This window comes from Pseudomonas sp. R25(2017), from assembly GCF_002112565.1.
Lineage (GTDB): Bacteria > Pseudomonadota > Gammaproteobacteria > Pseudomonadales > Pseudomonadaceae > Aquipseudomonas > Aquipseudomonas ekonensis.
This window is the reverse complement of the sequence record NZ_NEHZ01000023.1, coordinates 86,868-97,945: the sequence shown is the minus strand read 5'-3', so window position 1 is coordinate 97,945 and position 11,078 is coordinate 86,868. Positions and strand designations below refer to the sequence as shown.

Annotated in this window: 10 protein-coding genes; 7 read left to right on the top strand and 3 right to left on the bottom strand. The window is 66.1% G+C overall.

Going from position 1 to position 11,078, the window contains the following annotated elements:
• Positions 1-118: 118 nt before the first annotated feature.
• From CAG31_RS25305 to CAG31_RS25295, 3 genes are all read right to left on the bottom strand, one after another.
• Complete coding sequence (locus CAG31_RS25305; protein ID WP_085586348.1) at positions 119-2,020, bottom strand: PhoX family phosphatase; 1,902 nt, start codon at positions 2,018-2,020, stop codon at positions 119-121.
• Between the two features lie 70 nt (positions 2,021-2,090).
• Positions 2,091-2,855: a TOBE domain-containing protein gene (locus CAG31_RS25300; protein WP_085586346.1), complete on the bottom strand. Its 765-nt coding sequence runs from the start codon at positions 2,853-2,855 to the stop codon at positions 2,091-2,093.
• 91 nt (positions 2,856-2,946) lie between these two features.
• Complete coding sequence (locus tag CAG31_RS25295; RefSeq protein WP_085586344.1) at positions 2,947-3,684, bottom strand: ComF family protein; 738 nt, start codon at positions 3,682-3,684, stop codon at positions 2,947-2,949.
• Between the two features lie 91 nt (positions 3,685-3,775).
• Here CAG31_RS25295 and bioB point away from each other — a divergent pair, with 91 nt between their 5' ends.
• From bioB to CAG31_RS25260, 7 genes are all read left to right on the top strand, one after another.
• Positions 3,776-4,831 carry a biotin synthase BioB gene (gene bioB, locus CAG31_RS25290; RefSeq protein WP_085586342.1) on the top strand — a complete coding sequence of 352 codons (1,056 nt, stop codon included), beginning with the start codon at positions 3,776-3,778 and terminating at the stop codon, positions 4,829-4,831.
• 154 nt (positions 4,832-4,985) lie between these two features.
• A complete protein-coding gene (bioF, locus tag CAG31_RS25285) occupies positions 4,986-6,164 on the top strand; it encodes an 8-amino-7-oxononanoate synthase (RefSeq protein ID WP_085586340.1) in 1,179 nt (392 codons plus the stop codon).
• Entirely contained in the window at positions 6,157-6,888 is a 732-nt protein-coding gene (locus CAG31_RS25280; RefSeq protein ID WP_085586338.1) for an alpha/beta fold hydrolase, read from the top strand. The genes bioF and CAG31_RS25280 overlap by 8 nt, the downstream gene beginning before the upstream one ends.
• Positions 6,881-7,690, top strand: a complete 810-nt coding sequence (gene bioC, locus CAG31_RS25275) for a malonyl-ACP O-methyltransferase BioC (protein ID WP_085586336.1) — start codon at positions 6,881-6,883, stop codon at positions 7,688-7,690. The genes CAG31_RS25280 and bioC overlap by 8 nt, the downstream gene beginning before the upstream one ends.
• A complete protein-coding gene (gene bioD, locus CAG31_RS25270) occupies positions 7,687-8,367 on the top strand; it encodes a dethiobiotin synthase (RefSeq protein WP_085586334.1) in 681 nt (226 codons plus the stop codon). The genes bioC and bioD overlap by 4 nt, the downstream gene beginning before the upstream one ends.
• A gap of 122 nt (positions 8,368-8,489) precedes the next feature.
• Positions 8,490-8,786: a pyrroloquinoline quinone biosynthesis protein PqqE gene (locus tag CAG31_RS25265; protein WP_085586332.1), complete on the top strand. Its 297-nt coding sequence runs from the start codon at positions 8,490-8,492 to the stop codon at positions 8,784-8,786.
• 277 nt (positions 8,787-9,063) lie between these two features.
• The gene (locus tag CAG31_RS25260) at positions 9,064-10,869 is read left to right on the top strand and encodes a phenylacyl-CoA dehydrogenase (RefSeq protein ID WP_085586330.1); all 1,806 of its coding nucleotides are present in this window, start codon (positions 9,064-9,066) and stop codon (positions 10,867-10,869) included.
• The last annotated feature ends 209 nt before the right edge of the window (positions 10,870-11,078 follow it).

Genomic DNA, 11,078 nt, shown 5'->3' with positions numbered 1-11,078 from the left:
GAGGAAGGGGCGAAATCTCCCACGGTCTGTACTGCGTCAACAGTCAGAATCCAGCCTAGTCCCTCCTCCTCCCTTCAAGTACCAGCATACAAGCCAGCCTGCCGGCGATGAGGGCCGGTCAGGCGCCGACGATCCCGCCGTCCTCACGGGTGATCGCCATCACCGACGAGCGGGGCTTGCCGTTGGGCAGGTGCTCGGGGAAGGTCGAGCCGCCGTTCTCGCCCGGATGCTGGATCCCCACGAACAGGGTCTTCTGGTCCGGCGAGAAGCTGATCCCGGTCACTTCGCAGCCGATCGGCCCGACCATGAACCGGCGGATCTCACCGGTGGCAGGGTCTGCGCAGAGCATCTGGTTGTTGCCCATCCCGGCGAAGTCGCCGGCGTTGCTCGAATCGCCGTCGGTGAGGATCCACAGGCGCCCGGCCTTGTCGAAGCCCAGCCCGTCGGGGCTGTTGAACATGTTCTGCGGGGTGATGTTGGAGGAGCCGGCCTTCGGCGTGCCGGCGTGCACGCCCGGGTTGCCGGCGACCACGAACAGGTCCCAGGCGAAGGTCTTGGACGCGTGGTCGTCGCGGTCGGTGCGCCAGCGCAGGATCTGCCCGTAGACGTTCTTCGCCCGCGGGTTCGGTCCGCCCACCGGCTGGCCGTCCTCGCCGCGCTTGGCGTTGTTGGTCAGGGTGCAGTAGACCTGGCCGTCCTTGGGGCTGACCACGATCCACTCCGGACGGTCCATGCGCGTGGCGCCGACCACGGTGGCGGCCATCCGCGCGTGGATCAGGACTTCGGCCTGGTCGGCGAAGCCGCTGCTGGCGTCGATGCCGTTCTTGCCGTGGGTCAGTTCGATCCACTGGCCCTGGCCTTTCGGATGGTCGGGGTTGCCGTCGCCGGCGTCGAACTTCGCCACGTACAGGGTGCCGTGGTCGAGCAGGTCGCGGTTGGCTTTCGGGTTGCGGTGGTTGATGCGGTCGCGGCTGACGAACTTGTAGATGAACTCGCCGCGCTCGTCGTCGCCCATGTACACCACGGCGCGGCCGTCGTCGGTTTCGGCCAGGGCGGCGTTCTCATGCTTGAAGCGGCCCAGGGCGGTGCGCTTGACCGGGGTCGACTGCGGGTCGAACGGGTCGATCTCCACCACCCAGCCGTGACGGTTGAGTTCGTTGGGGTTCTTGGCCATGTCGAAGCGCGGGTCGTACGGGTGCCAGTTGATCTCGCGGCTGGCGGCGGACACGCCGTAGCGCTTCTGCGCCGCATCGAACTGTTGCTGGGCGTTGCTGCTGCCGAAGCAGTCGGTGAAGTTCTCTTCGCAGGTCAGGTAGGTGCCCCACGGGGTCTTGCCGTTGGCGCAGTTCTGGAAGGTGCCGAGGACTTTCTTGCCGTGCTTGTCGGCGCTGGTCTTCATCAGTTCATGGCCGGCGGCCGGGCCGCTGATGCGCAGCGGCGAGTTGCCGTGGATGCGTCGGTTGTAGCGCGAGCCCTGGACGAACTGCCACTGGCCGTTCCTGCGCTGCACCTCGATCACCGACACGCCTTCGCAGGCCAGGGCCTTGCGCACGTCCTCGGCCGACTGCGGCAGGCCGCCGTGGGGGTAGAGGTAGCGGTAGTTGGTGTATTCGTTGTTGATCGCCATCAGCGCGCGATTCTTGTCGCCGGGGAATTCGAACAGGCTCATGCCGTCGTTGTTGTCGCCGAACTGCACTTCCTGCGCAGCGGCGGTGCCGTTGCCGCTCGGATCGAAGGCCGGGCCGTTCTTGTGCAGGGGCTGGCCCCAGCTGATCAGCACCGACGAGGTGTAGCCCTTGGGCAGGCTGATGCTGTCGGCGGTGGCGGCGGGAATGCTGTCGAAGCCCAGCAGTCGGCTGTTGCCGGCGCTGACGCCGGCGGCCAGGACGCTGCGGCTCAGCAGGTTGCCGCCGAGGAACATCGCCGCGCCGCACAGCGCGCCAGCACTGATGAAACCGCGGCGGCTGAGGCCGACCATTTTCTCGAGGTCGGTGGATTGGTTTTCTTCTAATAGGCTCACATCAGGCTCCCTGCTTGGTTTTGGCAGCCACCTTAATGTGGGTCGATGACGCTTTCGTTGCAGGTGCCGGTCAGAGCGGCGTGCCGATCAGCACATTGGAGGGCGAGAACTGCACGCGCACCGGCCGGCCCGGGCCCAGGCCGCGGGTGCGCAGCTCCAGCGGTTCGGCCAGGGCGCAGAGGGTCTGGCCGTTGGGCAGGACGATGCGCACTTCGCTGGGGCCGTCCTCGGCGTCGAGGATCGCTTCGAGGGTGCCGTCCAGAAGATTGTGACCGGGTGTTGCAGGCTGATCCTTGCCCAGCAGTTCGAGCCAGCCGGCCTTGATCAACGCTACCACGCCGGTGCCCGGCTCAAGCTCCAGGTGCACGGTGCTGTCGTGGGTGATCTGCGCCGCGATGCAGAGGTGCTCGGCCAGTTGCAGGCGGATCAGGTCGTTGCGGCCCTGACCTTCGATGGCCACGACCTTGCCGTGCAACTGGTTGCGGGCGCTAGTGCGCAGCATCAGCCGGCCGAGCAGGTCCAGGTCGCTGGCGTCCTCGGCGGCTTCCAGCACCTGGGCCTGCAGGGCCTGGAGCTTCTGGTACAGGCGCAGCACCCGTTCGCCCTCTTCGGACAGCTTCGCCCCGCCGCCGCCCTTGCCGCCCACGGCCCGTTCCACCAGCGGCTTCTGCGCCAGGTTGTTCAGTTCGTCGATGGCGTCCCAGGCGGCTTTGTAGCTCAGGCCGGCACTCTTGGCGGCGCGGGTGATCGAGCCCTGTTCGGCGATGTGTTGCAGCAGGGCGATGCGCTGCGGGCGACGGGCGATGTGCTGGGACAACAGGGTGGGCAGGGACATGGCGGTGGCTTTGAACTCGGCTGATGGGGTGTGAAGTTGGCGGCTTGCGCCACCGGAGTCAAGCCAGGCGCAGCGCCTGGCAGGCTCGCGCCTACCGGGGATCGGGCTTCGGCGTGCGCGCCAGGCAGTAGACGTCCACCCGCGCGGCCCCGGCATTGCGCAACAGCCGGGCGAGGGCCTGGGCGGTGGCGCCGGTGGTCAGCACGTCATCGACCAGCGCCAGGTGCCGCCCCTTGACCGCTGCGTCCGGCGCCAGGGCAAACGCCGTGCGCAGGTTGCGTTTGCGCGCTTTCGCGTCGAGGGCCTGCTGGGCGTCGGTGTCGAGGACTCGCTGCAGTATGTCGTCCTCGCTAGGCAGCCCGAGCCGCTCGCCCAGCCAGCGGGCGAGCATCTGCGCTTGGTTGAACCCTCGTCGGCGCAAGCGCTGGCGTGCCAGCGGCACGGGCAACAGGGCGTCCGGGCGCGGCAGGCCCTCATCGAAGCGATAGTGCAGGAACTGGCCGAGAACGTCGGCGAGCAGGTGGCCGAGCGGCCATTTGGCGTTGTGTTTGAAGCGCGTGATCAGGCTGTCCACCGGAAAGCCGTAGGCCCAGGGCACGGCGACCTGTTCGAACGCCGGCGGATCCTTCAGGCAGTCGCCGCAGGTCAGGCCGGGCGCCGGCAAGGGCAGGGCGCAGGTCAGGCACTGATCGCCCAGCCATGGCAACTCGGTTTCGCAGGCCGGGCACAGGGGTGTTTCGGCGTCTGCCGGCTCATCGCAGAGTAGGCAGGTCTGATTGTTTTTTAACCAGATGTAAACCGGCCAATTGACATGTGGTTGACAGTGCATCGCTCTTCCTTAAATATGGCGAACATCCGTGTCGCGCCTGTGGGTATTCCATTGCCTGCGGCGCCAGCCAAGCATAACCAAGGAAACGCCCATGAGCGCGAGCACCACTGCCACCCTGCGTCACGATTGGTCTTTGGCCGAAGTCAAAGCGCTGTTCGTCCAGCCGTTCAACGACCTGCTGTTCCAGGCGCAGACCGTGCACCGCGCGCATTTCGACGCGAACCGCGTCCAGGTGTCCACCCTGCTGTCGATCAAGACCGGCGCCTGCCCGGAAGACTGCAAGTACTGCCCGCAGTCCGGCCACTACAACACCGGGCTGGAAAAAGAAAAACTGATGGAAGTGCAGAAGGTGCTGGAAGAGGCCGCCCGCGCCAAAGCCATCGGCTCCACCCGCTTCTGCATGGGCGCGGCCTGGAAGCACCCGTCGGCCAAGGACATGCCTTACGTGCTGAAGATGGTCGAGGGCGTGAAGGCCCTGGGCCTGGAAACCTGCATGACCCTGGGCCGTCTCGACCAGGAGCAGACCCAGGCCCTGGCCAAGGCCGGTCTGGACTACTACAACCACAACCTCGACACCTCGCCCGAGTTCTACGGCAGCATCATCACCACCCGCACCTACAGCGAGCGCCTGCAGACCCTGGCCTATGTGCGCGATGCGGGCATGAAGATCTGCTCCGGCGGCATCCTCGGCATGGGCGAATCCCTCGACGACCGCGCCAACCTGCTGATCCAGCTCGCCAACCTGCCGGAGCACCCGGAATCGGTGCCGATCAACATGCTGGTGAAAGTCGCCGGCACGCCGCTGGAGAACGCCGAAGACGTCGACCCGTTCGACTTCATCCGCATGCTGGCCGTGGCCCGGATCCTGATGCCCAAGTCCCATGTGCGCCTGTCCGCCGGCCGTGAGGCGATGAACGAGCAGATGCAGGCCCTGGCGTTCTTCGCCGGCGCCAACTCGATTTTCTACGGCGAGAAACTGCTGACCACCGCCAACCCGCAGGCCGACAAGGACATGCGCCTGTTCGCTCGCCTGGGCATCCAGCCTGAGGCCCGCGAAGAGCATTCCGATGAGGTGCATCAGGCCGCCATCGAGCAGGCCCTGGTGGAGCAGAAGAGCAGCGAGCAGTTCTACAACGCCGCCGTCTGAAGTTCGCGCGCATTCCCCTGAAGGAATGCACAAGACCTGCGGGAGCGGACTTGCCCGCGAGAGCGGAGCGTCAGGCAGCCTCAATGCCGGACGCGCCGCTATCGCGGGCAGCCCCGCCGCAGGGGATCCGAGTCAATTGAAAGCCGAGGCCTGCATGTCTTTCGATCTCGCCGCACGCCTTGCCGCCCGCCGTGCCGAAAACCTCTATCGTCAGCGCCCCCTGCTCGAAAGCCCGCAAGGGCCGCAAGTGGTGGTCGACGGCCAGCCGTTGCTGGCGTTCTGCAGCAACGACTACCTGGGCCTGGCCAATCATCCGCAGGTGATCGAAGCCTGGCGCGCCGGCGCCGAACGCTGGGGCGTGGGCGGCGGTGCTTCGCATCTGGTGATCGGCCACAGCGGCCCGCACCATGCCCTCGAGGAAGCCTTGGCCGAATTCACCGGCCGGCCGAGGGCATTGCTGTTCACCACCGGTTACATGGCCAACTTGGGCGCAGTGACGGCGCTGCTCGGCCAGGGTGACACGGTGCTGGAGGATCGCCTCAACCACGCCTCGCTGCTGGATGCCGGGCTGCTGTCCGGCGCACGGTTCAGCCGCTACCTGCACAACGACGCCGAGAGCCTGGCCAAGCGTCTGGAGAAGGCCACCGGCAACACGCTGGTGGTCACCGACGGCGTGTTCAGCATGGACGGCGACCTGGCCGACCTGCCCGCGCTGGCCCGTGAAGCGAAGGCCAAAGGCGCGTGGCTGATGGTCGACGACGCCCACGGCTTCGGCCCGCTGGGCGCCAACGGCGGCGGGATCGTCGAGCATTTCGGCTTGAGCCCGGACGACGTGCCGGTGCTGGTCGGCACCCTGGGCAAGGCGTTCGGCACCGCCGGCGCGTTCGTCGCCGGCAGCGAAGAGCTGATCGAGAGCCTGATCCAGTTCGCCCGCCCGTACATCTACACCACCAGCCAGCCGCCGGCGCTGGCCTGCGCGACCCTGAAAAGCCTGGAGCTGCTGCGGAGCGAACATTGGCGGCGCGAGCATCTGCAGACGCTGATCCGCCGCTTCCGCCAGGGCGCGGAGCAGATCGGCCTGGAACTGATGGACAGCTTCACGCCGATCCAGCCGATCCTGATCGGCGACGCCGGGCGCGCGGTGCGCCTGTCGCAGATGCTGCGCGAACGCGGGTTGATGGTCACGGCGATCCGTCCGCCGACCGTGCCGGCCGGCAGCGCGAGGCTGCGGGTGACGCTCACCGCCGCCCACAGCGAAGCTCAGGTGCAGCAATTGTTGGACGGTCTGGCCGATTGCTGTGCCCGACTGGCCTTGGAGCCGAACCATGCGTGACCGACTGATCCTGTTGCCCGGCTGGGGGCTGGGCGCATCGCCGCTGGAGCCGCTGGCCGCCAAGCTGCGCGGGCTCGACGAACACCTGAAGGTCGAGATCGAGCCGTTGCCGGCGCTGGACTCCGGCGACCCGCAAGACTGGCTGGATGAACTCGACCGACGCCTTCCCCAGGACGCCTGGCTCGGCGGCTGGTCGCTGGGCGGCATGCTCGCCAGCGAGCTGGCGGCGCGGCGCGGCGAACATTGCTGCGGCTTGCTGACCTTGGCGAGCAACCCGTCCTTTGTCGTGCGCGAGCAATGGCCGAGCGCGATGGCGCAGGACACCTTTGAGGCGTTTCTGGCCGGGTGCCGCGCCGATCCGCAGGCGACCCTCAAGCGTTTCTCGCTGTTGTGCGCCCAGGGCGCGCAAGACCCGCGCGGCGTGTCGCGGCAGTTGCTCGGCGGTGCGCCGGAGCCATCGCCGGCCGCGCTGACGGCCGGGCTGCAGGTGCTGGCCGGGCTCGACACGCGCGCTGCCTTGCAGGCCTTTCACGGGCCGCAACTGCACCTGTTCGCCGGTCTCGACGGGTTGGTGCCGGCCGAGGCGGCAGGCGAACTGTTCGCGTTGATCGCGGATGTCGAGGTCGGTCTGGTCGAGCAGGCCAGCCATGCATTCCCGCTGGAGAACCCCGAGGGGGTGGCGGGCGCGATCCAGGCTTTTCTACATGAGTGCGGTGATGACTGAATGGTCCAGCGCTGCACCCGGCGGCTTGCCAGACAAGCGCCAGGTGGCGGCTTCCTTTTCCCGGGCGGCGGGCAGCTACGACAGCGTCGCCGAGTTGCAGCGCGATGTCGGCAACCAGTTGATGCAGCGCTTGCCTGAGGGCTTCGTGCCGTCCCGCTGGCTTGACCTGGGCTGCGGCACCGGGCATTTCACCCGTGCCCTGGCCGCACGTTTCGACGCCGGCCAGGGGCTGGCCCTGGACATCGCCGAAGGCATGCTCAATCACGCCCGTCCTTTGGGCGGTGCCGACTACTTCGTGGCGGGCGATGCCGAGCGTCTGCCCCTGCGGGATTCGACCTGCGACCTGGTGTACTCCAGCCTGGCGGTGCAGTGGTGCGCCGACTTCGGGGCGGTGCTGGCCGAGGCGTCGCGGGTGCTGAAACCGGGCGGAATCTTCGCGTTTGCTAGTCTTTGCACAGGGACGCTGTACGAACTGCGCGACAGTTGGCGTCAGGTCGATGGCCTGGTGCATGTCAACCGGTTCCGCGAGTTCGAGCGGTACGGGCAATTGTGCGCGGCCAGCGGCTTGCGCACGGTCGGCCTGGAAAACCGGCCCCATGTGCTGCACTACCCGGACGTGCGCAGCCTGACCCATGAACTCAAGGCCTTGGGCGCGCACAACCTCAACCCCGGCCGGCCCGGCGGGCTGACCGGGCGGGCACGGATTCTCGGGTTGGTCGAGGCGTACGAACGGTTTCGGCAGGCACAGGGACTGCCGGCGACTTATCAAGTGGTCTATGCCGTGTTGGAGAAACCCTTATGAGCGCAGCCTATTTCATCACCGGAACCGACACCGACGTCGGCAAGACCACCGTGGCCGCCGGCTTGCTGCATGCCGCGCGGTCGGCAGGGCTGAGCACCGCGGCAGGCAAACCGGTGGCCTCCGGTTGCGTGGTGACGCCCAAGGGCCTGCGCAATTCGGATGCGCTGGCGTTGCAGGCCGAGTGTTCGTTGCCGCTGTCGTATCAGCAGGTCAACCCGGTCGCTTTCGAGCCGGCCATCGCACCGCATCTGGCGGCGCGGGAAGCGGGCGTCGCGTTGACCGTGCAGTCGCTGCTGGCGCCGATGCGCGAGATTCTGGCGCTGAACGCCGATTTCACCCTGATCGAAGGCGCGGGCGGCTGGCGGGTGCCGTTGGCGGACCAGGACAATCTGTCGGATCTGGCGATCGCCTTGCAGTTGCCGGTGATCCTGGTGGTCGGCGTGCGCCTGGGGTGCATCAGCCACGCGCTGCTGACCGCCGAAGCGATCGCACGGGACGGGCTGCAGCTGGCGGGTTGGGTGGCGAACATCATCGATCCGAAGACCTCGCGGCTGGAGGAGAACCTGGCGACGCTGGCCGAGCGGATCCCGGCGCCGTGCCTGGGCCGGGTGCCGAAGCTCAAGCCGGCCAGCGCCGAGGCGGTGGCTGGGCACCTGCACCTGGATCTGCTCGACTGAGCGGTTCGAAACGCGGCTTTTGCCTATGACAAGGCAGTGTGCCATTAGTGTTTTTGACGGGCGTTTTTCGGGCGGCTCTGGTTCAATGGTCGCCATTGATCCTTCCCAGGGACGAGAGCTCCATGGAAATTTCCGGAAATACCGCTTTCTATGCCGGGCTGAGCACCATTCAGACCGGGCAGAACCGCGTCGATCAGGCGGCCAGCCAGATCGCCGGCAACACCATCGAACGTGCCGCCACCAGCCAGTCGTCGGAGCTGCAGGTCGAGCGCTTGCGCGGCGTTGACCGCAGCCAGCAATCGGATCTGGCCAGCAACATGGTCGAGATGGCCCAAGGCAAATTCCAGGCGGAACTGGGCGTGAAGGTCGCCAAGGCTTCCGATGAAGTGCTCGGTACGCTGATCGACACCTACGCCTGATTTTTTTGTTGCCCCGCTTTGCCCGACGCCGCGACCTGTTCGCGGCGTTTTCGTTGTAAGTCCTTCTTCCTCAACTAATCTTTTTTCATCCTGCGTGCATTCGCCCGGTGCGCGGCGCACGGCTGCGTCCGGCGTTCGCCGATCACCATGACAAACGGCCAGAGATCGACGCTTGACAAGATTTCGGCGTAAACGTATGTTTCAAACAACTGTTTGACCGTCACAACAAATCTACGCGGTCGTTCATTCCCGGTTACATCAGCAGAGGTTTATCGCTATGCCTGACTACAAGGCCCCCTTGCGTGATATTCGCTTCGTACGTGACGAACTGCTCGGCTACGAGGCGCACTATCAGAGCCTTCCGGCCTGCGCCGAAGCAACGCCGGACATGGTTGACGCCATTCTCGAAGAGGGCGCCAAGTTCTGTGAGCAGGTGCTGGCACCGCTGAACCGCGTGGGTGACACCGAAGGCTGCACCTGGAGCGAGTCCGGCGTGAAAACCCCGACCGGCTTCAAAGAGGCCTACAAGCAATTCGTCGAAGGCGGCTGGCCGAGCCTGGCCCACGACGTCGAGCACGGCGGCCAGGGCCTGCCGGAATCGCTGGGCCTGGCGGTCAGCGAAATGGTCGGCGAAGCCAACTGGTCGTGGGGCATGTACCCGGGCCTGTCGCACGGCGCGATGAACACCATCTCCGAGCACGGCACCCCCGAGCAGCAAGAGGCCTACCTGACCAAACTGGTCTCCGGCGAGTGGACCGGCACCATGTGCCTGACCGAGCCGCACTGCGGCACTGACCTCGGCATGCTGCGCACCAAGGCCGAACCTCAGGCCGACGGTTCCTACAAAGTCACCGGCACCAAGATCTTCATCTCGGCCGGTGAACACGACATGGCCGACAACATCGTCCACATCGTGCTGGCCCGCCTGCCGGACGCTCCGGCCGGCACCAAAGGCATTTCCCTGTTCATCGTGCCGAAGTTCCTGCCGAACGCCGACGGCACCGTCGGTGCCCGCAACGCTGTGGCCTGCGGTTCGATCGAACACAAGATGGGCATCCACGGCAACGCCACCTGCGTGATGAACTTCGACGGCGCCACCGGTTTCCTGATCGGCCCGGCGAACAAAGGCCTCAACTGCATGTTCACCTTCATGAACACCGCACGTCTGGGCACCGCGCTGCAAGGCCTGGCCCACGCCGAGATCGGCTTCCAGGGCGGCCTGAAGTACGCTCGCGACCGTCTGCAGATGCGTTCCCTGACCGGCCCGAAAGCGCCGGACAAGGCCGCTGACCCGATCATCGTGCACCCTGACGTGCGCCGCATGCTGCTGACCATGAAGGCGTTCGCCGAAGGCAACCGCGCGATGGTGTACTTCACCGCCAAGCAGGTCGACATCGTCAAGTACGGCGTGGACGAAGAAGAGAAGAAGAAGGCCGACGCACTGCTGGCCTTCATGACCCCGATCGCCAAGGCGTTCATGACCGAAGTCGGCTTCGAGTCCGCCAACCACGGCGTGCAGATCTACGGCGGCCACGGCTTCATCGCCGAGTGGGGCATGGAGCAGAACGTTCGCGACAGCCGCATTTCGATGCTGTACGAAGGCACCACCGGCATCCAGGCCCTGGACCTGCTGGGCCGCAAAGTGCTGATGACCCAAGGCGAGGCCCTCAAAGGCTTCACCAAGATCGTCCACAAGTTCTGCCAGGCCAACGAAGGCAACGAAGCGGTCAAAGAGTTCGTCGGCCCGCTGGCCGCACTGAACAAAGAGTGGGGCGAACTGACCATGAAGGTCGGCATGGCCGCCATGAAAGACCGCGAAGAAGTCGGCGCGGCGTCGGTGGACTACCTGATGTACTCCGGTTACGCCTGCCTGGCCTACTTCTGGGCCGACATGGCCCGCCTGGCCGCCGAGAAACTGGCCGCCGGCACCACCGACGAGGCGTTCTACACCGCCAAGCTGCAGACCGCGCGCTTCTACTTCCAGCGCCTGCTGCCGCGTACCCGCACCCACGTGGCGGCCATGCTGTCGGGCGCGAACAACCTGATGGACATGAAAGAAGAAGACTTCGCCCTGGGCTACTGAGCCTCGGCGCTGTCCGCTTGAAGACCGCTGCCCCCTGTGGGGCAGCGGTTTTTTTTGCGCTCGGTTTTCCCCGATATCGGGGCAGGTTCCCCACTGGCCGTGGTGCAGGCCAATGGGGAAGCTTTGTGTTTATTGATTCCAAATGTTTCAGAAACGAGTGGCAAATTAATTGCACCGCGCCTGTCAACCGGCGCTGACGAGAACTGCCT

Excerpts from the sequence above, each read along its gene's own strand:
- bioB (WP_085586342.1), top strand. The coding sequence starts at position 3,776 with ATGAGCGCGAGCACCACTGCCACCCTGCGTCACGATTGGTCTTTGGCC.
- bioF (WP_085586340.1), top strand. The coding sequence starts at position 4,986 with ATGTCTTTCGATCTCGCCGCACGCCTTGCCGCCCGCCGTGCCGAAAAC.
- CAG31_RS25260 (WP_085586330.1), top strand. The coding sequence starts at position 9,064 with ATGCCTGACTACAAGGCCCCCTTGCGTGATATTCGCTTCGTACGTGAC.
- CAG31_RS25265 (WP_085586332.1), top strand. The coding sequence starts at position 8,490 with ATGGAAATTTCCGGAAATACCGCTTTCTATGCCGGGCTGAGCACCATT.
- CAG31_RS25295 (WP_085586344.1), bottom strand. The coding sequence starts at position 3,684 with ATGCACTGTCAACCACATGTCAATTGGCCGGTTTACATCTGGTTAAAA.
- CAG31_RS25300 (WP_085586346.1), bottom strand. The coding sequence starts at position 2,855 with ATGTCCCTGCCCACCCTGTTGTCCCAGCACATCGCCCGTCGCCCGCAG.
- CAG31_RS25280 (WP_085586338.1), top strand. The coding sequence starts at position 6,157 with ATGCGTGACCGACTGATCCTGTTGCCCGGCTGGGGGCTGGGCGCATCG.
- bioD (WP_085586334.1), top strand. The coding sequence starts at position 7,687 with ATGAGCGCAGCCTATTTCATCACCGGAACCGACACCGACGTCGGCAAG.
- bioC (WP_085586336.1), top strand. The coding sequence starts at position 6,881 with ATGACTGAATGGTCCAGCGCTGCACCCGGCGGCTTGCCAGACAAGCGC.